Origin of the sequence: Sphingomonas sp. 8AM (genome assembly GCF_902506455.1) — a bacterium.
Classification (GTDB): domain Bacteria; phylum Pseudomonadota; class Alphaproteobacteria; order Sphingomonadales; family Sphingomonadaceae; genus Sphingomonas.
In genome coordinates this window covers 1,038,232-1,063,893 of sequence record NZ_LR733844.1, presented here as the reverse complement: position 1 = coordinate 1,063,893, position 25,662 = coordinate 1,038,232, and the positions used below count along the sequence as shown (strand labels likewise).

Annotated in this window: 25 protein-coding genes and 1 tRNA gene; 15 read left to right on the top strand and 11 right to left on the bottom strand. The window is 68.2% G+C overall.

What is annotated here, in order from left to right; translation table 11 throughout:
- The first annotated feature begins 40 nt into the window (after positions 1-40).
- The 4 genes from BACI71_RS05320 to BACI71_RS05305 all read left to right on the top strand — a co-directional run bounded on the left by BACI71_RS05320 (position 41) and on the right by BACI71_RS05305 (position 2,631).
- Positions 41-1,108 (top strand): LacI family DNA-binding transcriptional regulator, encoded by a 1,068-nt coding sequence (locus BACI71_RS05320; RefSeq protein WP_159755998.1) that lies wholly within the window; start codon positions 41-43, stop codon positions 1,106-1,108.
- A 64-nt stretch (positions 1,109-1,172) separates the two neighbouring features.
- Entirely contained in the window at positions 1,173-1,844 is a 672-nt protein-coding gene (locus BACI71_RS05315; protein ID WP_159755995.1) for a glutathione S-transferase family protein, read from the top strand.
- Entirely contained in the window at positions 1,844-2,215 is a 372-nt protein-coding gene (locus BACI71_RS05310; protein ID WP_159755992.1) for a tRNA-binding protein, read from the top strand. The genes BACI71_RS05315 and BACI71_RS05310 overlap by 1 nt, the downstream gene beginning before the upstream one ends.
- Complete coding sequence (locus BACI71_RS05305) at positions 2,215-2,631, top strand: secondary thiamine-phosphate synthase enzyme YjbQ (protein WP_159755989.1); 417 nt, start codon at positions 2,215-2,217, stop codon at positions 2,629-2,631. Before BACI71_RS05310 ends, BACI71_RS05305 begins: the two co-directional genes overlap by 1 nt.
- A gap of 125 nt (positions 2,632-2,756) precedes the next feature.
- On the opposite strand, the gene BACI71_RS05300 is transcribed toward BACI71_RS05305, so the two are convergent.
- Positions 2,757-3,485, bottom strand: a complete 729-nt coding sequence (locus BACI71_RS05300) for a class I SAM-dependent methyltransferase (RefSeq protein WP_159755986.1) — start codon at positions 3,483-3,485, stop codon at positions 2,757-2,759.
- Between the two features lie 16 nt (positions 3,486-3,501).
- A complete protein-coding gene (locus BACI71_RS05295) occupies positions 3,502-3,951 on the bottom strand; it encodes a GtrA family protein (protein ID WP_236552825.1) in 450 nt (149 codons plus the stop codon).
- Positions 3,952-4,111: 160 nt separating this feature from the next.
- Between BACI71_RS05295 and BACI71_RS05290 the strand changes: the two genes are divergently transcribed.
- Positions 4,112-5,908, top strand: a complete 1,797-nt coding sequence (locus tag BACI71_RS05290; protein ID WP_236552824.1) for an AcrB/AcrD/AcrF family protein — start codon at positions 4,112-4,114, stop codon at positions 5,906-5,908.
- Between the two features lie 38 nt (positions 5,909-5,946).
- On the opposite strand, the gene BACI71_RS05285 is transcribed toward BACI71_RS05290, so the two are convergent.
- The 6 genes from BACI71_RS05285 to BACI71_RS05260 all read right to left on the bottom strand — a co-directional run bounded on the left by BACI71_RS05285 (position 5,947) and on the right by BACI71_RS05260 (position 9,741).
- Positions 5,947-6,564, bottom strand: a complete 618-nt coding sequence (locus BACI71_RS05285) for a MarC family protein (protein WP_159755983.1) — start codon at positions 6,562-6,564, stop codon at positions 5,947-5,949.
- The gene (folD, locus tag BACI71_RS05280; RefSeq protein WP_159755979.1) at positions 6,564-7,433 is read right to left on the bottom strand and encodes a bifunctional methylenetetrahydrofolate dehydrogenase/methenyltetrahydrofolate cyclohydrolase FolD; all 870 of its coding nucleotides are present in this window, start codon (positions 7,431-7,433) and stop codon (positions 6,564-6,566) included. Before folD ends, BACI71_RS05285 begins: the two co-directional genes overlap by 1 nt.
- Complete coding sequence (locus BACI71_RS05275) at positions 7,430-7,699, bottom strand: DUF167 domain-containing protein (protein WP_328803996.1); 270 nt, start codon at positions 7,697-7,699, stop codon at positions 7,430-7,432. Before BACI71_RS05275 ends, folD begins: the two co-directional genes overlap by 4 nt.
- A gap of 29 nt (positions 7,700-7,728) precedes the next feature.
- Entirely contained in the window at positions 7,729-8,040 is a 312-nt protein-coding gene (locus tag BACI71_RS05270; RefSeq protein ID WP_159755976.1) for a YggT family protein, read from the bottom strand.
- Between the two features lie 67 nt (positions 8,041-8,107).
- Positions 8,108-9,013, bottom strand: a complete 906-nt coding sequence (gene argB / locus BACI71_RS05265) for an acetylglutamate kinase (RefSeq protein WP_443018451.1) — start codon at positions 9,011-9,013, stop codon at positions 8,108-8,110.
- Positions 9,014-9,054: 41 nt separating this feature from the next.
- Positions 9,055-9,741 (bottom strand): queuosine precursor transporter, encoded by a 687-nt coding sequence (locus tag BACI71_RS05260; protein ID WP_159760887.1) that lies wholly within the window; start codon positions 9,739-9,741, stop codon positions 9,055-9,057.
- Positions 9,742-9,978: 237 nt separating this feature from the next.
- On the opposite strand from BACI71_RS05260, the gene BACI71_RS05255 reads away from it, so the two are divergent.
- Positions 9,979-11,313: a NupC/NupG family nucleoside CNT transporter gene (locus tag BACI71_RS05255; protein WP_159755970.1), complete on the top strand. Its 1,335-nt coding sequence runs from the start codon at positions 9,979-9,981 to the stop codon at positions 11,311-11,313.
- Between the two features lie 290 nt (positions 11,314-11,603).
- Here BACI71_RS05255 and BACI71_RS17845 read toward each other — a convergent pair whose 3' ends face one another.
- Complete coding sequence (locus BACI71_RS17845; RefSeq protein ID WP_236552823.1) at positions 11,604-12,407, bottom strand: PEPxxWA-CTERM sorting domain-containing protein; 804 nt, start codon at positions 12,405-12,407, stop codon at positions 11,604-11,606.
- A gap of 158 nt (positions 12,408-12,565) precedes the next feature.
- On the opposite strand from BACI71_RS17845, the gene aguB reads away from it, so the two are divergent.
- Positions 12,566-13,429, top strand: coding sequence for an N-carbamoylputrescine amidase (aguB, locus tag BACI71_RS05245; protein WP_159755967.1), 864 nt, complete (start codon positions 12,566-12,568; stop codon positions 13,427-13,429).
- A 38-nt stretch (positions 13,430-13,467) separates the two neighbouring features.
- Here the strand turns inward: aguB and BACI71_RS05240 are convergent, their stop codons facing one another.
- Positions 13,468-14,124, bottom strand: a complete 657-nt coding sequence (locus BACI71_RS05240) for a uracil-DNA glycosylase (protein WP_159760883.1) — start codon at positions 14,122-14,124, stop codon at positions 13,468-13,470.
- 23 nt (positions 14,125-14,147) lie between these two features.
- On the opposite strand from BACI71_RS05240, the gene folK reads away from it, so the two are divergent.
- Together folK and BACI71_RS05230 are read left to right on the top strand one after the other, a co-directional pair.
- Positions 14,148-14,636 carry a 2-amino-4-hydroxy-6-hydroxymethyldihydropteridine diphosphokinase gene (gene folK / locus BACI71_RS05235; protein WP_159755964.1) on the top strand — a complete coding sequence of 163 codons (489 nt, stop codon included), beginning with the start codon at positions 14,148-14,150 and terminating at the stop codon, positions 14,634-14,636.
- Positions 14,637-14,712 (top strand) — tRNA-Lys (locus BACI71_RS05230). It begins immediately after the preceding gene.
- Between the two features lie 244 nt (positions 14,713-14,956).
- Here BACI71_RS05230 and BACI71_RS05225 read toward each other — a convergent pair.
- A complete protein-coding gene (locus BACI71_RS05225; protein ID WP_159755961.1) occupies positions 14,957-16,402 on the bottom strand; it encodes a methyl-accepting chemotaxis protein in 1,446 nt (481 codons plus the stop codon).
- A 173-nt stretch (positions 16,403-16,575) separates the two neighbouring features.
- Here BACI71_RS05225 and BACI71_RS05220 point away from each other — a divergent pair, with 173 nt between their 5' ends.
- From BACI71_RS05220 to treY, 6 genes are all read left to right on the top strand, one after another.
- Positions 16,576-16,983, top strand: a complete 408-nt coding sequence (locus BACI71_RS05220; RefSeq protein WP_159755958.1) for a DUF4126 domain-containing protein — start codon at positions 16,576-16,578, stop codon at positions 16,981-16,983.
- Between the two features lie 89 nt (positions 16,984-17,072).
- Positions 17,073-17,420 carry a DUF2934 domain-containing protein gene (locus BACI71_RS05215; protein WP_159755955.1) on the top strand — a complete coding sequence of 116 codons (348 nt, stop codon included), beginning with the start codon at positions 17,073-17,075 and terminating at the stop codon, positions 17,418-17,420.
- 69 nt (positions 17,421-17,489) lie between these two features.
- Positions 17,490-19,586, top strand: coding sequence for a glycogen debranching protein GlgX (glgX, locus tag BACI71_RS05210; RefSeq protein WP_159755952.1), 2,097 nt, complete (start codon positions 17,490-17,492; stop codon positions 19,584-19,586).
- Complete coding sequence (gene treZ, locus BACI71_RS05205; RefSeq protein ID WP_236552822.1) at positions 19,568-21,271, top strand: malto-oligosyltrehalose trehalohydrolase; 1,704 nt, start codon at positions 19,568-19,570, stop codon at positions 21,269-21,271. Before glgX ends, treZ begins: the two co-directional genes overlap by 19 nt.
- 157 nt (positions 21,272-21,428) lie before the next feature.
- Entirely contained in the window at positions 21,429-23,288 is a 1,860-nt protein-coding gene (malQ, locus tag BACI71_RS05200) for a 4-alpha-glucanotransferase (RefSeq protein WP_159755949.1), read from the top strand.
- Positions 23,285-25,588 (top strand): malto-oligosyltrehalose synthase, encoded by a 2,304-nt coding sequence (treY, locus tag BACI71_RS05195; protein WP_159755946.1) that lies wholly within the window; start codon positions 23,285-23,287, stop codon positions 25,586-25,588. The genes malQ and treY overlap by 4 nt, the downstream gene beginning before the upstream one ends.
- Positions 25,589-25,662 lie beyond the last annotated feature (74 nt).

Genomic DNA, 25,662 nt, shown 5'->3' with positions numbered 1-25,662 from the left:
GCCCGCGGTCGCCAAGAACCGTGCGCATGGACTGTCCGGCATGAACGAACCGCGCGGGTCGCGCCGCCAACGCAACGCCCCGACGATCAGCGACGTCGCGGCGCGCGCGGGCGTGTCGCCGATGACGGTCAGCCGCGTCATCAACCGCGAAGGCAGCGTCCGCGATGCGACCCGCGAACGGGTCGAGGAAGCGATCGCCGCGCTGCGTTATGCGCCGTCCGCGGCCGCGCGGATGCTGGCGGGCGGTGAGGATTTCCGGCTCGGCGTGCTGCACACCACGACCAGCCTGTTCTACTTCAGCGAGTTCCTCGTCGGCTGCCTCGATCAGGCCGCGCGCCAGAACGGCCAGATCATCGTCGAGCAATGCGCCGCGGGCGGCGAGGTGGCGGCGATCGAGCATCTGTTGCACGGCCGCGTCGACGGCCTGCTGCTGCCGCCCCCGCTCGGTGACGCCGAGACGGTGCTGGCGATGCTGCGCGAGCGCGACGTGCCGGTCGTCGCGGTCTCGACCGGGCGCGCGCCGGAATGGGCGCTGTCGGTCAGCATCGACGATCGCAAGGCCGCTTACGAGATGACGCGTCATCTCGGCACGCTCGGGCATCGCCGGATCGGCTTCGTCACCGGCGCCGCGAACCAGAGCGCAACCGGCGAGCGGCTTGCCGGTTATCGCGACGCGCTGATCGACATGGGGCTCGACATTGACGACGCGCTGATCGCCGCGGGCGATTTCGGTTATCGCTCCGGGCTCGATGCGGCGGAGCGGTTGCTCGACCTGCCCGACGCGCCGACCGCGATCTTCGCCAGCAACGACGACATGGCTGCCGCGACCGTCGCGATCGCGCACCGCCGCGACCTCGACGTGCCGGGCGACCTGACCGTCTGCGGGTTCGACGATTCGGCGCTCGCGACGACGGTCTGGCCGGAGCTGACCACGATCCGCCAGCCGGTCAGTGACATGGCGCGGACCGCGGTCGACCTGCTGATGCGCGAGATTCGGCAGCGCCGTGCCGGTAGCAGCGAGGATCATCCGCATGTTGTGGTCGATTACGCGCTGATCCGGCGGCAGTCGGATGCCGTGCCGCGCCGTCGCCCGCGCGTTGCGGGCTGATCGTCCCACTCCCGCGACGAAGCCGCTTCCCCCCGCCCGCAAGTCTGCCTAACAGCGCGCTTATATGTGGCAGCTCTACCAGTTCCCGCTGTGTCCGTTCACGCGCAAGGTTCGCACGCTCCTCAATGAGAAGGACGTGGGCTATCAACTCATGCGCGAAAATCCGTGGGAGCGGCGCGACGCGTTCATCGACATGAATCCCGCCGGGCAGACCCCGGTGATGACTGACAACGAGCGCGGTGTCGTGCTGGTCGATTCGATGGCGATCTGCGAATATTTCGAGGAGACGGTCGAGCGGGTGGCGATGATCAATGGCACCGCCGCCAATCGCGCCGAGATCCGGCGGCTGGTGGCGTGGTTCGACACGCATTTCTATCGTGACGTCACCCAGCCGCTGCTCGACGAGCGCATGATCAAGCGCGTCGCGCATCGCATGGCCCCCGACGCGTCGCGGCTGCGCGAGGCGATGAAGTCGGCGGTCGGGCATCTCGACTATATCGACTTCCTGCTCGATCACCGCAAATGGATCGCAGGCTCGACGATCAGCCTGGCCGACCTCGCCGCCGCGGCGCAGATTTCGGTCGCCGATTATCTCGGCGGGATCGACTGGGCGGGTCACGCGCTGACCAAGGCATGGTATTCGGCGTTCAAGAGCCGGCGCAGCTTCCGCCCGCTGCTCGCCGAACGGATCAGCGGGATCGAACCGCCGAGCTATTACGAGAATCCGGACTTCTGATGCACGCCACCCACGATCCCGCCGCCCCGCCCGCGCCCGAGATCGCGTTCGACGACTTTCTGGCGGTGGACGTGCGGGTAGGGACGATCGTCGCGGCGGAGCCGTTCCCGGAGGCACGCAAACCGGCGTTCAAGCTGACGATCGACTTCGGCCCGACGATCGGCACGAAGCGCTCGTCGGCGCAGATCACCGAACATTACGGCCGCGACGCGCTGCTCGGGCGACAGGTGGCGGCGGTCGTCAACTTCCCGCCGCGACAGATCGGCAAGTTCATGTCGCAGGTGCTCACCCTCGGCTTCCCGGACGCGGACGGAAAGGTCGTGCTGGTGCACCCCGGCGTTCCCGTCCCGAATGGCGGGCGGCTGTTCTGATGCGGCAGGCGCACGGCAGATTAACGATCGCGACGCGCGGGGCGGGACTGGTCGAGGTGACCGACGAGGTCGCGGCGTGGCTGGACGCACAGGGTATCGCCGACGGGCTGCTGACCGTCTTCTGCCGGCACACCTCGGCCTCGCTGCTCATCAACGAGAATGCGGCCCCGGCGGTACGCCGTGATCTGGAGCGGTATTTCCAGCGGCTTGCGCCCGAATCGCGCGACTATGAACATGACGACGAAGGCCCGGACGACATGCCGGCGCATCTGAAGACCGCGCTGACCAACGTCTCGATTGGGATTCCCGTCCACGACGGGCGGATGGTGCTGGGGACGTGGCAGGGGCTCTACCTGTTCGAACACCGCGCCGCCCCCCACCGCCGCACGCTCGCGCTGCATGTGATCGGCGACTAACCTCGAACTTTTCAGCCGTCATTGCGAGCGTAGCGAAGCAATCCAGAGTCGGATTAGGGCGCCCTGGAGTGCTTCGCTACGCTCGCAATGACGGATTACATCAACGCCAACCATTTTCCGGGAGCCTACTTCGGCTCCGCCAGCGTCAGGATCGACACCCCCGTCGGCATCGGCACTCGTCCAACGAGATACCGCTCCAGCCCGAAGATCCGCTCGAACAGGGCGTTGAGCGGCGCGGCGGGCGGCGAATCGTCGCTGTCGTCGCGCCCGGTCAGCCGCCCGGCAACCCGCGCCGCCGCCGCTAGCGGGAACAGTAGCGAGTTGAAATAGGTCAGCCCGCGCTCCTTGAGCCCGGCCTTGTGCAGCGCGCCGAGCAGCGTCTTCTTGGAATAGCGGCGATGATGGTGATTCACGACGTCGTGTGCGCTCCACATCCATTGATGGGCGGGCACCGCGATCAGGATCTTGCCGCCGGGGGCCAGACATTCGCGCATCGCCGCCAGCGCCGCCACATCGTCCTCGATATGCTCGACGACATCCAGCACCGCGATCAGATCGTAATGCCCGCGCGGCACGCCGGGAAGCGCCGGCAGCGGAGCATCGCCGACCGGCTTGCCGAGCCGCTGGCTGGCAATGTCGCGCGCGGCCGGATCGATCTCGATCGCGTCGACCACGCCGAACGCCGCCAGCATCGGCAGATTGTGTCCGGTGCCGCACCCGATCTCAAGAATTCGTGCCGGTGCCGGCAATCGCCCTTCACGCGTCAGGTAACCTGCCAGGATGTCGCGGCGGGCGCGATACCACCAATGGGTGGAATCGTGCTCGGCCATGCGATCATAGACGCGACGGTCCATCAGCGATTACTCTTGATCAAGCGAACACCCAGAAACGATAAAGTACGAAGGTCAGCATCGGCGTGACGAACACGTTTGTCACCAGCGGCCACCAGGTCGCGCCATGCATCGGGCCGGTCAGCAACCAGACGAAGAAAGTGTTCATCGTGAAGCTGACCAGCATGACCACCAGATAGCGGCCTCCGGTACGCGCGACATTGTCACGCTCGCCCACCCCGCGAAAGCTCCAGCGGCTGTGGATGACGAAACCCGCCACCATCGACACCAGATAGCCGAGGACATTGGCGATCAGCGGCCAGATGCTGCGATGCTCGAGCGGCCAGCGCACCTGCGCATAGGTGGCGATCGGCCAATATACCGCCGCATAGATGGCGGTCGCGGCGCCCCCGGTCAGCCCGAAGCGGACGATCTGCCAGAAAAGCGCGCGTAATTGATCGATCTTGCCGTCTGCCTGCAACGTCGCCACAATCTTGCCCTTTCCGCCGCCCGCCTAGGCCCGCCCGCCGGTGCTGGCAATGGCCGCGTGCCGGCGAACGGGGGACGCCCGTTGCCGTTTCGCCGGCCGCAGCCTAAGCATCGCGCCATCGACGGGCCGCGCGCCAAAGGCGCGGCGTGAAGGAAAAGTGTTGACCAATCATTTGTTGCCGCCCGCCATTGAAGACCGGGTCGCGCGGACACTCGATCGCCACTGGCTTCGGCTGACATTGCTGGCATGGGCCGGCATCGCGATCTGGTACGTCTGGCAGCGCTGGGCGGCGATCCACTGGCTGTCGCTGGGCGACACCGACGATAACATGCGGCTGATGCAGGTCCGTGCGCTGCTGGACGGCCAGGGCTGGTTCGACCTGCGCAACTACCGGCTCAATCCGCCGGGCGGGTTCGACATCCATTGGTCGCGGCTGGTCGATCTGCCGATCGCGGGCCTGATCGTGCTGCTGCGCCCGTTCGTCGGCGTGGCGGAGGCCGAGCGGCTGGCGTGCGGAATCGCGCCGCTGCTGCCGATGGCGGTGGTGCTGGTGGCGCTGGGCGCGACGCTGCGGCGGCTGGTGCATCCGCTGGCATGGCCGCTGGGGATCGCGCTGTTCCTCGCCACCAATGTCGCGCTCGGCATGTTCATGCCCGACCGGATCGATCACCACGGCTGGCAGCTCGCGATGCTGGCAGTGACGGTCGCCGGGCTGTGCGATCCGCAACTTCGGCGCGGCGGTGCACTGGTTGGTACCGCGACCGCGATTTCGCTTACGATCGGGCTGGAAATGCTTCCCTATGCCGCGATGGCAGGGGGTATTATCGCGCTCGCCTGGGTATGGGAGCGGTCAGAACGTGAACGGCTGGCGCTCTACGCGCTATCGCTGGCGGGCGGCGTGGCGGCGGGTTTTGCGGCATTCACCTCCTACGCCAACCGCGTCTATCGCTGCGACGCGCTGACCCCGGTCTATGCCTCCACCGTGGTACTGGCCGGCGGACTGCTGCTGGCGGTCGCGGTCGCATCGCCACGCAAGCCACTGATAAGATTGCTTCTGGCCGTCGCGGCGGGTGCGGTTGTCGCGGCGTTCTTCGCGCTCGCCTTCCCGCAATGCCTCGGCCGGCCCGAGCAGGTGTCGAACGAACTCTACACGAGCTGGCTGTCGCAGGTGCGCGAGGCCAAGCCGATCTACCGCCACCCGCTGCGCGTCGCGCTGCCGATCGTCACGCTCCCGCTGATCGGATTAATCGGTGCATTATTCGCAACTTGGCGCGCACGGCGGCAACCGACGCTGCGCGGCTGGGCGTGCGTGGCGCTGTTCGGCGCGTTCGCGGCGCTGATGCTGCTGTGGCAGGCGCGCGCCGGGCCAGCGGCGCAACTCCTTGCAATCCCTGGTGCGGCGGCGCTGGCGTGGATGGCGGTGCCGTGGCTGATCGCACCGCGTTACTGGTGGGCGAAGGCGGCGGCCGCGGTCGCGCTGTTCGTGATCGTCTCCGGCAGCTTCACGCAAATCATCATCGACCAGTTCAAGGTCGACCGCCCCAACGCCTATGTCCGCCGCGTCAACAAGGCGACCGGACGCTGCCTGACAATCCCGGCGATGCAGCCACTTAACCGCTATCCGGCGCAGACCGTCTTCACCTTCGTCGACCTCGGCCCGCGGCTCATCACGCTGACGCACCACAATGCGATCGCTGGACCGTATCACCGCAACGGCGACGCGATCCTCGACGTCCACCACGCCTTCATGGGCACGCCCGAGGTGGCGCGCGCGATCATGAAGCGTCACGGCGCGACGATGCTGCTGGTGTGTCCCGACATGGCCGAATCGACCAACTATCGCGCGAAGGCACGCGGCGGCTTCTACGACCGGCTGGCGAAGGGCGAGCAGTTCGACTGGCTCGTGCCGTTGCCGATCAGGAAGGGATCGCCGTTCCGGGCTTACCGGGTGGAGTGACTTAACGTGCTTGCGACTCTGGCAACGCAATGACGAAGTTAGCGCAGCTGCTCCATCACCCCGTCGATCACGAATTGCACGGCGAGCGCGGCGAGCAGCACGCCGAGCAGGCGAGTGATGACCGCCTCGATCTTAGCGCCCAGCACGCGCATCAGCGGCCCGGCAGAGAGCAGCGCTATCAGCATTAGCATCAGGTTGGCCGCGAGTGCCGCCATCACGACCGCGGTCTGTTCGATGCCCTGACTGCGCGCGGTAAGCAGCATCACCGACGCGATCGACCCCGGCCCGGCGATCATCGGCATCGCCATCGGGAAGATCGAGACGTCGTCGGCCTCTTCCTCGGTGATCTTGGCGGCGCGGTCCTCACGACGCTGGGTGCGTTTCTCGAACACCATTTCAAGCGCGATCAGGAACAGCATCACGCCGCCCGCGATCCGGAACGACGCAAGCTCGATGCCCAGCGCGTGGAGCAGCGGCTCGCCCGCGAGCGCGAAGACCAGCAGGATGCCCGCCGCGACCATCACCGCGCGGATCGCCATCGCGCGGCGGTGCGTGGCGGTCGCGCCGGCGGTGAGCCCGGCGAAGATCGGTGCGCAGCCGGGCGGATCGATGATGACGAACAACGTGATGAACGACGAGACGAACAGCTCGACCATCAGAGCGCCGGATCGACCGCGATGCCGGCGCGGCGCCCGGCGGCGACGAGCGTGTTGCGCATCAGCACCGCGATCGTCATCGGCCCGACCCCGCCCGGCACCGGGGTGATCGCGCCCGCGACCTCGGCCACGCGCGGATCGACATCGCCGACCAGCCCGTCGTCGGTGCGGTTGATGCCGACGTCGATAACGGTCGCGCCGGGCTTGATCCACTCCGGCTGGACGAACGCGGGGATGCCTACCGCCGCGACGACGATGTCGGCGGCACGGACATGCCCCATCACATCGCGCGAGCGGCTGTGGACGGTGGTCACGGTGCAGCTCTGCTGGAGCAGCAGGGCCGCCATCGGCTTGCCGACGATGTTCGAGCGACCGATCACCACGGCCTCCAGCCCGGCCAGATGGGGGTGGATGTCCTGTAGCAGCATCAGGCAGCCGAGCGGGGTGCACGGCACCAGCCCGTCCAAGCCGGTCGCAAGCCGCCCGGCGTTAACCGGGTGGAAGCCGTCGACGTCCTTGTCGGGGTCGATGCGGGTGATGACCGCGCGCTCATCGATGTGCTTCGGCAAGGGCAACTGGACAAGGATGCCATCGACGGTCTCGTCGGCGTTGAGGCGATCGACCAGCGCGATCAGCTCTGCCTCGGTCACGTCGGCGGACAGGCGATGCTCGAAACTCTCCATCCCGGCGGCGACGGTCGCCTTGCCCTTGGACCGGACATAGACCGAGGAGGCCGGGTCCTCGCCGACCAGCACGACCGCCAGCCCGGGCGCACGCCCCGCCTGTTCGGTGAAGGCGGCGGCCGCTGTGGCGACACGGCCGCGCAGCTTGGCGGCAAAGGCTTTTCCGTCGATGAGGCGCGCTGTCATGGCGCGACCGCATAGAGCGAAGCGGCGGCGCGCGCCAGCACCTGCGGATCGCCCGCGACCGTCAGTCGCTTCAGGCGTGCGGTCTGGCCCGCGACCAGCGCCACGTCACGTTTGGGTACACCAAAATGCTTGGCGACCAGCACAATCAGCGCCGCATTGGCTGCGCCATCGACGGGTGCGGCGGAGAGCCGTGCGGCGAAATGCTCGTCGGTGCCAGCCAGCAGCGCGTCACGCCCGCCGCGCGGGGTGACGCGAACCGCGATCACGATCCCGTCCGTCGTCTCACGCCAGGCAGTCAGATCGCCGCGCCGCCGGTCATTGCGCTGATCGCGATATTGTTGAGGATGATGTTCAGGATCGCCATCAGCACCAGCACCACGGCGGGTGCGAAGTCGATCCCGCCGGTGTTCGGCAGCATCCGGCGGATCGGACGGTACAACGGCTCCGTCAGGCGATCGAGACCTTCGTACAGCGAGCGCACGAAGTTGTTCGAGGTGTTGACGACGTTGAACGAGATCAGCAGCGACAGCACGAATTGCACGATGATGATCCACCAGACGAGGTTCAGGATCACCTGCAGGATCTGGATGATGGTGGTCGTCAGCACGCCGGGCGTCTCCCAATAGGTGTGCCGGTGATATAGGGCACCGGCGGGCGAATCGAAAGGCTGCCGCCTAGCGGCGGATCAGCGTGCCTGCACCGCGCTTCGTAAAGATTTCGAGCAGCATCGCATGCGGCACCCGCCCGTCGAGCACCACCGCCGCATCCACGCCGGACTCGACCGCGGCGACACACGTCTCCAGCTTGGGGATCATCCCGCCGGAGATCGTACCGTCGGCGCGCAGCGCGGCGACCGCAGCCGGGTTGAGGTCGGTGACCAGTTCACCCTGCTTGTCGAGCACGCCCGCCACGTCGGTGAGCAGGAAGAAGCGCGACGCACCCAGCGCCGCCGCGATCGCGCCCGCCATCGTGTCGGCGTTGATGTTGTAGGTATGCCCGTCGGCCCCGATGCCGATCGGCGCAATCACGGGAATGATCCCGTCGCGGCTGAGCGAATCGATAATCCGGCGGTCGACCGCGACCGGCTCGCCGACGAAGCCGAGATCAACCTTGCGTTCGATCCCCTGCAACGGATCGGGATCGCGGCGGCCGACCTTCTCGGCCTGCACCAGCCCGGCGTCCTTGCCCGAGATGCCGACCGCACGGCCCCCGGCGCGACCGATCCAGCTGACGATTTCCTTGTTGATCGACCCGGCCAGGACCATCTCGGCGATCTGCGCGGTCTCGGCATCGGTGACGCGCAAGCCATCGACGAAGCGCGATTCCACGCCCAGCCGCTTGAGCATCCGACCGATCTGCGGCCCGCCGCCGTGCACGACGACCGGGTTGATCCCGACCGCCTTCAGCAGCACGACATCCTCGGCGAAATCGGCCTGCGCCTCTGGATCGCCCATCGCGTGGCCGCCGTATTTCACGACGAAGGTCTTGCCGGCATAGCGTTGCAGATACGGCAGCGCCTCGACCAAAGTTTCGGCCTTCAAGGCGGGCGACAGGTTCGGATCGGTCATAAGCGGCGCCATAGCGGCGGGGGCGCGCGCCGAAAAGGTCAGGAGCGAAAAGGTCAGGCGTCGAGCCGGCGACCGATCGCCACCAGCGCGTAGATCAGCGGCGGGACCAGCGCGACCGACAGCACGACCTTGGCGAGCATCTGGCCCGCCATCAGCCAACCGACCGCGGAAAGTCCGAAGGCGATCGTGATGAACAGCACCGAATCGACGATCTGGCTGAGCGCACTGGCGGTCGCGGCGCGGAACCACAGCAGCTTGCCGCCCTCCCGCCCCTTCAGCCACGAGAAGATCGTGACGTTCAGGGTCTGCGACACGCCATAGGCGACGATCCCGCCGGCCCAGATCCACGGCGTCGCGCCCATCATCTGGTGGAAGGCCGCCAGATGCCCGGCATCCATCTCCGGCGCGGCGGGCAGCACCAGCACGATCAATGTCAGCGCCATCGAGACGAGCAGCGGCACAAACCCCATCAGCACCAGCCGGCCCGCGACCTTCTGTCCGTGTAGTTCAGCGACCGCGCTGGAAGTAACGACCAGCAGCAGGAAGGCAAATATCCCCGCCTCGACGGCGAGCGGCGGCAGCCCGACCAAGGGTCCGAGCCGCGAGATCGGGCCGAGCGACACCTGCTTGTTGCCCAGCACGCCGGCGATGCAGACCATCCCGCCGTAGAAGATCGAGAAAGCGAACAGCGAGGGCGGGATCGCGCGGCTGGCGATCGAGCGATGGTCGGGGGCTTCCATCGCGGCGGTGTACGGGGCAGCGACGGGGTGGGCAAGGTGTTGGCGCGGCATCACACTTCGTCATTGCGACCCCGGCCTTGAGCCGGGGGATGCAATCCAGCGCGACGCGCGGAACACTGGATTGCTTCCCCCGGCTCAGGACCGGGGTCGCGATGACGGCTCGCGTCCACCCGATCTTGGCTGGCGGTCCGCCAACGGGCATGTCATGGCGCGGACCTTCGGCAGCGAAGAAGAAAAATGCAACGGACTCTCATCGGCCTGGCGGGGATCGCCGTCATTCTGCTGCTCGCAACGTTGCTGTCGGCGGACCGGCGCGCGATCCGGCTGCGGATCGTCGCCAGCGCGTTCGCGCTGCAGGCGACGATCGCGACGATCGTGCTCTACTGGACGCCGGGGCGCGCCGCGCTGGCGGGTGCCTCGGCGGGGGTCGCGGCGCTGCTCGGCTATTCGCAGAAGGGCACCGAATTCCTGTTCGGCAATCTCGCCAGCCCGGCGATCGGCGGACAGAGCTTCGCGATCGCGGCGCTGCCGGTCATCATCTTCTTCGCCAGCCTCGTCTCGATCCTTTACTATCTGGGCGTGATGCAGTTCGTGGTCCGCTGGATCGGCGGCGCGATCGAGAAGGTGATCGGGACCAGCAAGGTCGAAAGCCTGTGCGCGGCCGCCAACATCTTCGTCGGGCAGAGCGAATCGCCGCTGGTGATCCGCCCCTATCTCGCCGGGCTGACCCCGGCGCAGGTGTTCACGGTCATGACCAGCGGGATGGCGGGTGTGGCGGGAACGATCCTCGCTGCCTATGCCTCGATGGGAATCAGCATCGATTACCTGCTCGCCGCCAGTTTCATGGCCGCGCCGGGCGGTATCCTGATGGCCAAGATCATCATGCCCGACCGCGTCGTGCCGCCCGAAGGCGAACTGCCGCTGGGCGATGTGCCGGACGAGCAGCGCCAGATCGAACTGGCCGAGGCGCGGATCAGCGGGCGCGGCCCCGCCGCGCTGCTGCCCGAGGGCACCCCGGGCGAACCGCTGCCCGATGCCACCCATGACGAGGAAAAGCCGGCCAATCTCATCATGGCCGCCGCGCAGGGCGCGCAGACCGGCGTCAAGCTCGCCGTCGCGGTCGGCGCGATGGTGCTGGCGTTCGTCGCGCTGGTGGCGCTCGCCAACGGGCTGCTCGGCGCGGCGGGCACGCTGGTCGGTCTGCCGGGGCTGAGCTTCCAGGGGCTGCTCGGCTATGTCTTCCAGCCGGTCATGTACCTGCTGGGTGTGCCGTGGAACGAGGCCGGCATCGCTGGCGGGCTGTTCGGCGAGAAGATCGTGCTCAACGAGTTCGTTGCGTACATCGACCTTGGCAAGCAGGCGGCGGCGCTGTCGCCGCGGACGATCGCGGTGGTGACGTTCGCCCTGTGCGGCTTCGCCAATTTCAGCTCGATCGCGATCCAGATGGCGGTGACCGGCAGCCTTGCCCCCAACCAGCGCCCGACGATCGCGCGGCTGGGGCTGCGCGCGCTGGCGGCGGGAAGCCTCGCCAATCTGATGAGCGCGGCGCTGGCAGGATTGCTGATCGGCTGAGCCCGCAAGCCGAAGTTGTCGAAGTTTGCGCATAACGGCCCTTTTGTGCGCGCGCGTGGCGCGGTCCGGAGCGCGCCTCGTCGCGTAGGCTGCCTGATGTTGGACGGTGTAGGACAGAAGTTCGTCGCTCCGGCGAGGCCAGGCACGCTCTGACCCTGCCGCCTGAAGAAGAAAAAGCGGGATCCCGGATCAAGTCCGGGATGACGATTGATTGCTGGGGATTGAACATACGGAAAAGGCCGCCGGATCGCTCCGACGGCCTTCCCGCACGCAAAAGGTTCAGCGCAGGATCAGGCCAGCGCGGCCTTGCTGCTGCTGCGACGGCGGCGGACCGCTGCGCCGATCATGCCGAAGCCCAGGATCATCGTCATCCAGGTGGTCGGCTCGGGCACCGCGCTGGTCACCGCGATCGAGTTCAGCTTGAACGCGTCGTTGTAACCGTCCGGGCCGAAATACGAGCCACCGACGACCCAGACGTTGCCGCCCTTGCTCGGCGACAGATTGTAAGTCTGCTTCGCGGCGCCGTTATAGTCCTTGCTGTTGCTGTTGAACCAGGCGTCGCCCGACTGCTTGGAGGTGTCGACGTTCAGTCCGTCGGCGATCGTCGACAGGGCCGACGCGCTCATGGCCGTGCCGAAGCCGAGCGACCCGCGCGCGATGAACGCATCGTTATCCGAATAATTGTTACCGTACAGCGCGTAAGGGTTCAGCACCGCCGACTGGAGCGAAACCGCCTGATCGAACTGAAGAACCAGAAATTCCCAGCCATTCTTGTTGTCGATCGTGTGGTAATTGCCGCCGGTGGTTTCGTTCGTTTGATAGATGCCGAGGCCGTTCGAACCCCACGAACCGATCTGCGCGGCCTGATAGGTGCCGTTCGTCAGCAGCGTCCACGCAGTCGCACGCACGTTCAGCGTCGACTTGCCGTCCGACGACTTCACGGCGTAGTTGATCGTGTTGTACGCGGTGCCGTCCGTGATCGTCTTGCCGTTCGACGTACCCGTTGCGGTGCTGATCACGAAATCGGCGGCCTGCGCCGGCATGGCGGCGAACAGCGCGCCGGTAGCAATCGCGAGATGCGCGAAGCGAGTCATTTTGCTTGTTTCCCCTTTACTTGTCGGGGATCAGCCTTTCCTTATCTGCATCAGCGCTGCAATCGGCTTGCGAAACGACCCCGTCCCTGATCGGTACAAGTCCAGACACTTACCGACAGGAGTGGAATCACGGGCGCATGTCCCCTAAATGCTCCGCCATGACCGAGATCACCGTCGCCGCGCTCCAGCTCGCTTTTTCCGCCGACATCGATGGGAACATCGCGAAAGTGTCCGACGCCGTGCGGGAGGCGCATGGGCGCGGCGCGCAGGTGATCCTGCCGCCGGAGCTGTTCGAGGGCGAGTATTTCTGCCGCGTCGAGGACGAGTCGCTGTTCGCCAATGCCGCGCCGGTGACCGAGCACAAGGCGGTGCTGGCGATGCAGGCGCTGGCCGAGGCGCTGAAGGTGTACATCCCGACCAGCTTCTTCGAGCTGGACGGGCCGCACCATTATAATTCGCTGGCGATGATCGGCCCGGACGGCGAGGTGCAGGGCGTCTATCGCAAGAGCCACATCCCCGACGGACCCGGTTATGAGGAGAAGTTCTACTTCCGCCCCGGCAACACCGGGTTCAAGGTGTGGAACGGGCCGCGCGCGCAAGGACACCAGACCAGATTGGGCGTCGGCGTGTGTTGGGATCAATGGTATCCCGAAACTGCCCGCGCGATGATGCTAATGGGCGCGGAAGTTCTATTCTACCCGACCGCGATCGGCAGCGAGCCGCACGACACCTCGCTCGATACCGCGCGGCTGTGGCGGCGTGCGATGGTCGGCCATGCGGTATCGAACGTGGTGCCGGTGATCGCCGCCAACCGCGTCGGTGTCGAGCACGACCAGACCTTTTACGGCACCAGCTTCATCACCGACGAGCGCGGCGATATCCTCGTCGAGCTGGACCGAGAGGAAGAGGGCGTGATCGTTGCGACGCTCGACCTCGACCGGGTGCGACGCCACCGCGCGGCGTTCGGTTTCTTCCGCGACCGCCGGCCCGAGCTGTACGGGCGGCTGGTGCAGGATATCTGAGGCTTTCCGTCATTGCGAGCACAGCGACGCAAAGACGATCAGGTACGCAATTCCAGCGCCTTGGCGAACACGCTCTCGAACATTTCCGCAGTCAGCCGCCCGGTGTTCTGGTTGTAGCGCGAGCAATGATAGCTATCGATCAGCACACGCCCGTCGGGCACCCGGTGGACCGCGCCGTGCTCGAAGCGCGCCTTGGGCAGCTTGCCACCCAGCACCTTCACCACCGACTGATGCGCAATTTGACCGAGCGCGATGTAGACGCGCGCGCTGGGTAGCGCCGCGGCCTGATCGGACAGGAACGCGCGGCAGGTGCGGACTTCCTCGGGCGTCGGCGCGTTGCCGGGCGGCAGGCACTTGACCGCGTTGAGGATGATCGCGCCGTCGAGCGTGATATTGTCCTCGCGACTGCCGGTGAAGGTGCCGTAAGCCAATCCGAACTTGGCAAGTGTGGCGTAGAGCAGTGCGCCGGCTTCGTCGCCGATGAACGCGCGACCGGTGCGGTTCGCGCCCTTCATGCCCGGTGCGAGCCCGACGATCGCCAGCCACGCCTGCGGATCGCCGGACGCGGGCACCGGCGCGTTCCACCATTCGGGATGCTGCGCACGCAGTTCGTGGCGCAAGTCGACGAGGCGCGGGCAGCGCGGGCAATCGAGTGGCGGCTCGGTTGCAGGCAGCGGAGAAGGTGCGAAGTTCATCGCCGTGCGATAGGCGCTTGCGGATGCCTGCATCAATCTTTCTCGTCGCGCTGGGATCGAATCGCTGCGGCCGGCACGGGCGCCCGCGCGACGAGGTCGTGGCGGCGTTGCGACTGCTCGGCGGGCGCGCGGCGCCCGTCGTCGCGAGTGCGCCGCTCGGGCCGTCGACGCGCACCTTCGCCAACAGCGCGGTGTTGATCGAGAGCGATGAAGCGCCGCCGGAATTGCTGGCGCGGCTGAAGGCGATCGAGCGCGGATTCGGGCGGCGGCGCGGGCGGCGCTGGGGGGCACGGGTGATCGATCTCGACATCATCCTGTGGTCGGGCGGGGCGTGGCAGAGCCCGACGCTGACGATCCCGCATCCCGCGTTCCGCGCGCGCGCGTTCGTACTGGCGCCGGCGGCGACGATCGCGCCGGAGTGGCGCGTGCCGGGCAGCGCGATGACGCTGCGGCAGCTTCATGCCCGGTTGACCCGCGCGCGCGCCGCCCCTAACCGGCTTCGATGCGCGTGAGGGTCCGTAGCTCAGTCGGTAGAGCAAGCGACTTTTAATCGAGAGGTCCCGGGTTCGAGCCCCGGCGGACCCACCACGCGGGGCTTGTTGATGGCCCCTATCCTCTCTTCAATCCGTCAGTCCCGCGCAGGCGGGAATCCAGAAACGCTGCCGGTTGCGCTTCTATCGACGGACCTGCGCGTCTGGATTTCCGCCTGCGCGGGAACGACGACGGTGGGCTTGGGCCCGCCGCGGCGGAGCCGCGTCGTCGGTCGGGGCCTTTCCCCGCCGGCCGGTCTTGTGCGAGTCCCGGCGCAGGATGCGGCGGGCCGCCCTGCGACCTAAAACTCCGACCATTCCTCGTCCGCCACCGCCAGCGCGGTCCCGCGCGTGCCGGTGACCGGACGGCGCGCAGTGCGGGCCAGCTCGCGCCCGGCCTGGGCCGCCCGCGCCTGCAGATCATGGACCGGCGAGGCCGGCGCGCTCGCGGCCCCCGTGACGGGTCGTGCCGCCGCGTTGGTGCGGAAGCGCGACACTTCGCTGGTCAGACGCGCGGCTTCCTCGGCAAGGCTGCGCGCGGCGGCGGTCGCTTCCTCGACCATCGCGGCGTTCTGCTGGGTGACGCCGTCCATCTCCGAGACCGCGGTGTTGACCTGCTGCAGACCAGTCGCCTGATGCTCGGCGGATTGCGCGATCGTCGAGACGAGCGTGCTGATCTCGCCGATGCGCGTAATGATCCGTTGCAGTGCCTTGCCGGTTTCGCTGACCAGCGTCACCCCGGCCTCGACCTGCTCGGAGGAGGCGTTGATCTTGGTCTTGACGTCCTTCGCCGCATCCGCCGAGCGTTGGGCGAGCGCGCGCACCTCGCTGGCGACGACCGCGAAGCCCTTGCCGGCGTCGCCCGCACGCGCCGCCTCGACGCCAGCGTTCAGCGCCAGGAGGTTAGTCTGGAAGGCAATGCCGTCGATGACGCTGATGATCTCGCTGATTTCCGACGAGGAGCGCTCGATCCCGCCCATCGCGTCGACCGCGCGGCGCACGACGTCGCCCGAGCTTTCAGCTTCGGTTCGCGCCTCGACCACCGCGTTGTTGGCGCGGCGTGCGCCCGCCGCGGTCTCGCGCACGGTGGAGGTGATCTCGTCCATCGCCGCGGCGGTTTCCTCGAGCGAGGCGGCCTGCTGCTCGGTGCGTTGCGACAGGTCGTCGGATGCCTGGCGAATGTCGGCCGCGCCGCTGTTGATGCCGTTGGCCGCGCTCGTCACCGCGGCGATCGCTGTCGCCACCGCCGTCATCGCGCGATTGAAGTCGTGCCGGAGCGCTTCATAGTCGGAGGTAAACGGCTGTTCGAGCTGGAAAGTCAGATCGTTGTCGGCCAGCCGGCTGAGCCCGGTGCCGAGCGCCTCGACGACCTTGCGCTGCGCCGCCGACGACACGGCGAGCGCCTGTCCATTGCCGCGGAACACTTCCATGGCCTTGGTCATGCGCCCGACGCAGTCACGAGCGTCGGTGTAGCGGATCGGGCTGTCGAAATCGCCGCGCGCCAGCGCTTCCATCCGTACCACGGTGTTGACGTACGGATCGCAGACCAGCGTGCGCGACACCAGCGCGATCGTCGCGACCAGCACCACCGCGCCGCCGCCGATCGCCAGCGCCGGGAGGGCGCCGAGCACCCCCGTCGCCAGCGCGCCGATGGCGGCTAGCGACGCCAGCGACAGTCCGACGTAAAGAAAGGCGAGCGCCAGGAACTTCGTCCGGACCGGCGCGACATCACGAAACCAGCTGATCATCCGATTACTCTCCGCGGCATCCGTCGCTTTGCTGAGCACATCCCCGATCAGTAGCGGCGCTAGCTAAATATTGGATAAATGATGCAGATCAGCTTTACCTTATGTGCACCGCCGCGCGGTGCAACCTCGACGCGGCTGCGCAGTTGGAGCGGCGGATCTCCGGGAGTTTGACGATGGTGCGGTCGATGCTGATGGGCGCGGTGGCGGGTGCGCGGGCGATAACCCCGCTGGCGGCGCTGGCCGCGACGCGCGGCGGCACGCGCGCGCCGGTGCTGTCGGCCGGGTCACTGCTGCTCGCAGCGGGCGAGCTGGTCGGCGACAAGCAGCGCGACGCGCCAGACCGGATCGTGCCCGCCGGGATCGCCGGCCGGCTGCTGAGCGGCGCAATCGCCGGCGCGGCGTGTGCACGACGCGACGACCGGGTCGCGGGCGCGCTAGTCGGGGCGGCGGCGGCGGTCGTCGCGTCGCACCTGACCTTCCGGCTGCGTGCGGCGGCGACGCGGCGCTGGGGCCAGACCGCCAGCGGGTTGATCGAGGACGGGCTGGCGGTCGCCAGCGCGGTGGCGCTCGCGCGAGCCTGACCTGGCCGAATCGCTTTTTCTTGGCGGTGGTTGCGACGATCCGCGCGTTCGGGAGTTTTGGCGGTCAGGGATAGTAAGGGGAAAAGCTCATGGCCGACGATCGTCACGCGCAGATCAGCGAACATGCCTATCGGCTGTGGCAGCAGGAAGGCGAGCCGCACGGTCGCGATCAAGCGCATTGGGACGAGGCCGAGCGCGCCTTTGCCGGCGAGGGGCCGGTCGCGGACGAGCCCGATCCACAAGCCGGCGATGCAGCGGCGGACGCGGTAGCGGATGAGCCGCCAGCGGGCGGCACCGACTTTGCGGCCCCGGAGCAACCCGCAGGTGCAGCCGATGCGCCGTCCGACGCGGCATCCCCTGCCCCCGCTCCGGCAGCGGCGCCCACCAAGCCAGTTGCTGCGAAGAAGCCGGCCGCGCGGCGCAAGCGCACGTCCTGACGCACCGGCGCGCCCGGTCGCGCCACCCCTAGGTCATCGCGGCCAAATCCTCCTGACGGGAGCACATCGTTGCACGACTTGCCGGACCGGCTCTTGCCGGGATCGCCCTATCCGCTTGGCGCCACGTTCGATGGCGAAGGGGTCAATTTCGCGGTCTTCTCCGCCAACGCCGACGCGATCGAGCTTTGCATCTTCGACAGCGCGGGTAAGCGCGAGTTGCAGCGGCTGCCGCTAACCGAATGCACCGACGAGGTGTGGCACGGCTATCTGCCCGATGTCGGGCCAGGGCTGGTCTATGGCCTGCGCGCGCACGGCCGCTATGCGCCCGAGGAGGGGCATCGCTTCAATCCCAACAAATTGCTGCTCGACCCCTATGCGCGGCGCATCCAGGGCCAGATCAAATGGACCGACGCGCTCCACGGCTATCGCATCGGCCACCGCAAGGAGGATCTGTCGTTCGACAAGCGTGACAGCGCGCCGGCGATGCCGAAAGCGGTGGTGGTCGACGATCACTGGGACTGGTCGCGCGACCGGCGGCCGAACACGCCGTGGTCGGAGACGGTGATCTATGAGGCGCACGTCAAGGGGCTGACCAAGCTGATGGAGCTGGTCCCGGCGCGCGAACGCGGCACCTATGCCGCGCTGGGGCATCCGGCGGTCATCAGGCATCTGCAACGCACCGGCGTGACCGCGATCGAGCTGTTGCCGATCCACACCTTCACGCAGGATCGATTCCTGCAGGAAAAGGGGCTGCGCAACTACTGGGGCTATAACACGCTCGGCTTCTTCGCGCCCGAGCAGAGCTATATGGCGACCGAGCATCAGGACGAGCTGCGCCGCGCGGTCCACCGGCTGCACAAGGCCGGGATCGAGGTGATCCTCGACGTGGTCTACAACCACACCTGCGAGGGCAGCGAGAAAGGTCCGACGCTGTCGTGGCGCGGGCTCGACAACGCCAGCTACTACCGGCTGGTCAAGGACAATCCGCGCTACACGATCAACGACACGGGCACCGGCAACACGCTCAACATGAGCAAGGCGCGCGTGATCCAGATGGTCGCCGACTCGCTGCGTTACTGGGCAACCAGCTTCGGCATCGACGGTTTCCGCTTCGATCTGGGGCTGACGCTCGGGCGCGAGGAGACGGGGTTCGATCCGGGTTCGGCATTCTTTGACGTGCTGCGGCAGGACCCGGTGCTCGGGCGGCTCAAGCTCATCACCGAGCCGTGGGATGTCGGGCCGGGCGGCTATCAGCTCGGCAATTTTCCGCCGGGCTTCGCGGAGTGGAACGACAAGTACCGCGACACGGTGCGCGAATATTGGCGCGGCGAGCCGGGCAAGCGCCCCGATCTGGCGGCGCGGCTGGCCGGGTCGGGCGACCTGTTCGACCGGCGCGCGCGGCGGCCGTGGGCGAGCGTCAATCTGCTCGCGGCGCATGACGGCTTCACGCTCGCCGACACGGTGATGTACGAGGAACGCCACAACGAGGCGAATGGCGAGGACAATCGCGACGGCCATTCGCACAACGCCTCGTGCAACTGGGGCGTCGAGGGGCCGACCGACGATCCCGCGATCAACGATGCGCGCGGGCGCGTGATGCGTTCGATGCTGACGACGCTGATGACCTCGCTCGGCACCCCGATGCTGGTCGCGGGCGACGAGTTCGGGCGAACGCAACAGGGCAACAACAATGCCTATTGCCAGGACAATGAGATAAGCTGGCTCGACTGGAAGGCGGCGAACACGCCCGAGGGTCAGGCGCAGATCGACTTCACCGGGCGGCTTGCCGAGTTGCGGCGGCGGTTCGTGGTGTTGCGCAGCCCGACCTTCCTCTACGGCGAGCAAACCGCCGAGGGCGGGGTCAACGATATCGAATGGTGGGACGAGCGCGGGCAGCAATTGTCGCCCGAGGACTGGCAGAACCCCGATGGTCGCGCGCTGATGATGCGCCGTGCGGCGCGGACCGAGACGGGCGAGATCGAGGCGGTGTCGTTGCTGCTCAACGCGTCGGGCGACCCGGTCACCTTCACCCTCCCCCCGCCGGAGGTGAAGCGGATCGTGCTGATCGACAGCGCCAAACCCGAACAGGGCGAGATCGAGATCGACAACAGCTATGAAGTCGCGCCGCAGGGTGCGGTGCTGGTGACATGGACGAGCGCGCCGTGACGCGCTGGGGCCCGGAGCCGCTGGCGGGCGGCGGCACGCGCTTCCATTTGTGGGCACCCGATGCAGATGGCGTGACGCTGGAGATCGACGGCGCGGACGCGGCGGCGATGGAGCGTGGCGCGGATGGCTGGTACGCGCTCGACCGCGCCGAGGGACCGGGCGCGCGCTATCGCTTCCGTATCGGCGAGCAGGTGGTGCCGGACCCGGCGTCGCGAATCCAGTCTGGCGGCGTGCACGGGTGGAGCGTCGTTCCGGAAACCCGCTACGATTGGCAGCATCCCGAGTGGTGTGGCCGCGCGTGGCACGAGATGGTCATTCTGGAATGTCACGCCGGGACGCTTGGCGGATTTGCGGGGGTGATCGAGCGGTTGCCGGCGATCGCCGCGGCGGGGATCACCGCGATCGAGCTGATGCCGGTCGGCGCGTTCGGGGGCACGCGCGGCTGGGGTTACGACGGCGTGCTGCCCTATGCGGTGCAGGAGGAGTACGGATCGCCCGCCGAGCTGCGGCGGCTGGTCGACACCGCACACGGGCTGGGTATCAGCGTGTTCCTCGACGTGGTCTATAATCACTTCGGGCCTGACGGGAATTATCTGGGCGCCTATGCGGCCGGCTTCTTCGATGCCGATGTGCATACCCCGTGGGGCGGCGCGGTGGCGGTCGGGCGCGAGCCCGTAGCGCGATTTTTCGTCGACAATGCGCTGATGTGGCTGCGCGACTATCGCATCGACGGGCTGCGCTTCGATGCGGTGCACGCGATCGGCAATCCCGCGTTCCTGGACGCGATGGCGGCGGAGATCCGCGCGGCGCTGCCCGACCGGCACGTCCACCTCGTGCTGGAGAATGAAGAGAATGACGCCGCGCGGCTGCGCGACGGCGGGTTCGATGCGCAGTGGAACGACGACTTCCACAATGTCATGCACGTCCTGCTGACCGGCGAGACCAGCGCCTATTACGCCGACTTCGCGGATCGCCCGGCCGAGCGGCTGGCGCGGTGTCTGGCCGAAGGCTTCATCTATCAGGGTGAAGGTTCGGCCAACCACGACGGCAAGCCGCGCGGGAGCGCGAGCGCGCATCTCGCGCCGACACGGTTCGTCGCATTCCTCCAGAACCACGATCAGGTCGGCAACCGCGCGATGGGCGAGCGGCTGATCGCGCTGACCGACAAGGCGAAGCTGCGCGCGGCGACCGCGCTGCTGCTGCTGTGCCCGCAGGTGCCGCTGTTGTTCATGGGCGAGGAGGACGGGAGCGCGACGCCGTTCCTGTTCTTCACCGACTTTCATGACGAGTTGGCCGATGCGGTGCGCGAAGGGCGGCGGAAGGAATTCGCCAAGTTCGATGCCTTCGCCGATCCGGACGCGCGGGCGCGGATCCCCGACCCCAATGCGAGGGCGACGTTCGAGACGTCGGTGCCGCAGCCGGGGCCGGAAGCGGACGAATGGCGTGGGTTCTATCGCGAGTTGCTGACGCTGCGGCGCGAGCGCGTCGTGCCGCCTCTCAGCGGCGCGGTGTCGGTCGGATCGCAGGTGCTCGGCGAGGCGGCGGTGGTCGCGCGCTGGCGGCTGGGCGACGGGACGACGCTGGGGGTCGCGATCGATCTGGGCGACGAGCCCGCGACGCTGCCGGGCGGGGCGGACCCGCTCTTCGTCGAGGGCGAGCGGTTCGTCGCGTGGATCGAGGCGTGACGCCCTTATTCTCGTCACCCCGGCGGAGGCCGGGGCCCAGTTGGGGGACGCTCGAGACTCTATACGGGCGTTCCGTATCTGGACCCCGGCGTTCGCCGGGGTGGCGGGTAAGTCGGGAGCAGCGACCTCTTCAACCCCTTCGCGTCGGGTATCCCGCATGACTATCTCGCAACGCGCCGCCGCGGCCGGCTTGTCACGCGACTGGGAGAACGCGGACGGCAAGCCACAGCGTGTCGCCGACGAGGTGCTGGAGGCGATTCTCGCCTGCCTCGATACGACCGCGCCGGAGGTGCCGTTCCTCTCCGCCGATGCCGGGCGGGCGATCGAGTTGCCGGACGGCGTGACCGGCAACGCCGAGCTGCTGCTCGACGACGGCAACCGGCTCGCGCTGACGATCGCCGCCGACGGCACGCTGCCGCCGGTCGAGCGCGTCGGCTATCACCGGCTCCACGCCTGCGGGCGCGACTATACGCTCGCCATCGCCCCGCGCCGCTGCGCGCTGCCGAAGCGCGGCTGGGGTGTCGCGGTGCAGGTGCCGAGCCTGCGCGCGAGCAGCGACAGCGCGTTCGGCGATGCCGGTGCGCTGGTCGAGGCCGCCGCGTCATTCGCGCGTATCGGGGCGCAGGCGCTGGCGATCAGCCCGACCCACGCTTTGTTCCCCGCCGATCCGACGCGCTTCAGCCCCTATTCGCCGTCGACGCGGTTGTTCCACAATGTGCTGCTTGCCGATCCGGCGCTGATCGGCGTGCCGCTGCCCCCGGCCCGCGCCTCCGCGTTGATAGACTGGCCGCAGGCGGCGCGCGAGCGGATCGCGCACCTGCGCACCGCCTTCGAGCTGGCGAGCGAAAGCGCGCTGTCGGCGGCGCGCGCCTATCGCCGCCAGCGCGGTACGGCGCTGGAGGCACATGCGCGGTTCGACGCGCTTCATGCGGCGCTGGGAGGGCATGGCTGGCAGGACTGGCCCGCCTACCACGACCCGAACGGCGAGGCGGTGATCCGCTTCGCCGCCGAGCATGAGCGCGAGGTCGCCTTCTACGCCTTCCTGCAATGGCTCGTGGATCTCGGGCTGGCGACCGCGCAGCGCACTGCGAAGGAGCGGATGGCGACCGGCATCGTCGCCGACCTCGCGGTCGGGATGGACGCCGGGGGCAGCCATGCGTGGAGCGCGCGCGACGAACTGCTGACCGGGCTGACGGTCGGCGCGCCACCCGATCCGCTCGGGCCGGACGGACAGAATTGGGGGATCACCGCGCTCGACCCGTTCGCGATGCAGCGCACCGGCTTCCGCGCGTTCATCGAAACGCTGCGCGTCGCGCTCGCGCACGCCGGCGGGATACGGATCGACCATGCGCTGGGGCTGGAACGCTTGTGGGTTATCCCGGCGGGCGAAAGCGCGAGCGAGGGCGCATATCTGCGGATGCCCGGCGAGCATCTCCGCCGGATCGTCGCGATCGAGGCGCAACGCGCCGACGCGGTGGTGATCGCCGAGGACCTCGGCACCGTTCCGCCCGGCTTCCGCGACACGCTTGCCGAGCGCTGTATGCTCGGCATGCGGGTGCTGCCGTTCGAGCGCGATGCCAAGGGCGGGTTCGTCCCGCCTGCCGACTGGGACGAGGCGGCAGTGGCGATGACCGGGACACACGACACGCCGACGCTCGCCGGCTGGTGGAAGGGCCGCGACATCGACTGGGCGGAGCAGCTCGGGCGCAGCGGCGCGGATCGCGCGCGCCGCGCTACCGAGCGTACCGCCTTGTGGAAGGCGATGGACAAGCCCGGCGACCCGCCGGCCGCGCCGCCGGTCGACGCGATGATCGCACATGTCGCGAGCGCACCCTGCCCGCTGGCGATCGTGCCGCTCGAGGATCTGCTCGCGCTGGAGGAACAGCCCAACCTTCCCGGCACGATCGACGAACATCCCAATTGGCGGCGGCGGATGGACGCGCCCACCCCCGCCCTGCTGGCGCGCCGCGACGTCGCGCGCCGCATCGCCCTGCTCAACGCGGAGAGACACGCATGACGACGCCCCGCGCCACCTATCGATTGCAGTTCCATGACGGCTTCACCTTCGCCGCTGCCGAGGCGCTGGTGCCGTATCTCGACGATCTCGGCATCAGCCACGTCTATGCCTCGCCGGTCACCACCGCGGCGCCGGGCTCGACGCACGGCTATGACGTGGTCGATCCGACGACGATCAACCCCGAGCTGGGCGGCGAGGCGGCGTTCCGGTCGCTGGTCGCGGCGCTGCGCGCGCGCGGGATGGGCATCATCATCGACATCGTGCCCAACCACATGGGAGTCGCGGGCGACAGCAACGCCTGGTGGCGGGACGTGCTGGCGCGAGGGCCGGAGAGCGAGCACGCCGCGGTGTTCGACATCGACTGGCGCGAGCGCGTCGTGCTGCCGGTGCTCGGCGCGCCCTTGTCCGAAGCGCTGTCGAACGGCGACCTGACGCTGGAGCGGCACGACGGGCGCTGGACGATCGTCGCCTATGGCGAGCATCGCTTTCCCCTGCGCGATGCGGATCAGGGCGAGGCCGACGCGCTGCCGCTCGCCGACCTGCTCGCGCGCCAGCATTACCGGCTCGCTTACTGGCGGGTCGCGAACGACGAGCTGAACTGGCGGCGGTTTTTCTCGATCAACGAGCTGGCGGGGGTGCGGATCGAGGACCCGGCGGTGTTCGAGAAGACGCATGCGCTGTATTTCCGGCTGCACGACGAAGGGCTGATCGACGGGGTGCGCGTCGATCACGTCGACGGGCTGACCGATCCGATCGGCTATTGCCGCGCGTTGCGCGCGCGGCTCGACGACGGCGCGTGGATCGTGATCGAGAAGATCCTCGCCGCCGGTGAGCCGCAGCCGCTCGGCTGGGGGGTCGACGGCACCAGCGGCTACGACTTCATGGAACAGGTCGCGAGCCTGCTCCACGATCCCGCCGGCGCCGACGCGCTCGGCGCCTTGTGGGAAGAGATCAGCGGGCGCAGCGCGTCGTTCGAGCCCGAGGAGTTTCAGGCGCGACAGGATTTGCTGTCGTGGCAATTCAGCGGGCAGCTCGACGCGTGCGTCGCTGCCTTCCACGCGGTCGCGCCCGAGGGGGTCACCGCGGCGATGCTGCGTCGTGCGATCGAGCGGCTGCTATGGGTGTTCCCGGTCTATCGCACCTATGGCCCCGATGCGCCCGCCAGCGACGACGCGATCCGCGCCGAGGCACGCACGCGGGTCGCCGAATTGATCCCGCCCGGCGAGGCGCACGTCGTCGATCTGGTGCTGGCGTGGCTGGCGGGTGACGGACCGCCGGAAACCGCCGAGGCGGTGCGGCGTTTCCAGCAACTCTCCGCGCCGATCGCGGCCAAGGCGGTCGAGGATACCGGCTTCTATCGCTACGGCCGCTTGCTGTCGCGCAACGACGTTGGCTTCGATGCGGAGCGGATGGGGATGTCGCCCGCCGACTTTCACGCGTTGATGCAGGGACGCGCGCGCGACGTGCCGCACGCAATGCTGACCACCGCCACCCACGACCACAAGCGTGGCGAGGATACGCGCGCGCGGCTCGCCGCGATCAGCGCGCATACCGACGCATGGCGTGAAGCGGCGCTGACGTGGCTGGAGCGCAACGACGGCGGGGTAGACGATGCCGACCGCTACATGCTTTTTCAGACGCTGGTCGGCGCGTGGCCCGAGGATGGCGCGACCCCGGAGTTCGTCGAACGCGTTACGGCGTGGCAGCAGAAGGCGCTTCGCGAGGCGAAGCTGCGGTCCTCATGGGAAGCGCCCGACGAAGAGTATGAGGCCGCCGCGGCCGCATTGGTCAAGGCCTTGCCCGGCGATGCCGAGGCGCTGGCGCTGATCGCGAAGACCGTCGCGATGCTCGACGCGACCGCGCACGACAATGCGCTGGCGCAGGTGCTGCTCCGCTATACCGTGCCGGGGGTCCCGGATATGTATCAGGGGACCGAGTTCGCCGACCTCAGCCTCGTCGATCCCGACAACCGCCGGCCGGTCGATTACGACGCGCGCCGCGGTGCCCTCGCGGGCGACGCGCCGGCCAAGCTGCGGCTGATCGCCGATCTGCTGCGGCTGCGGCGCGACGATCCGGCGCTGTTCGCGGCCGGCGACTATACGCCCGCTCAGGTCGTAGGACCGGGTGCGGCGCACGTGCTGGCGTTCGAGCGGCGGCACGGCGGGCGCGTGCTGCGGGTCGCGGTCGCGCTTCATGGCCAGCGACCCGGGGCCGACACGCATATCACCTTCAGTTCGGGTCATCACACCGACGCCGCGACGCTGTTCGGCAGCGCGCCGATCTGGTACGGGCACGGATAAGCCGGTTCCCGCACGCTATCCCGATCGGGGACGGCGGCGGTCGGCACGGGAGACGGAATGCGCCTGCCGCAGCC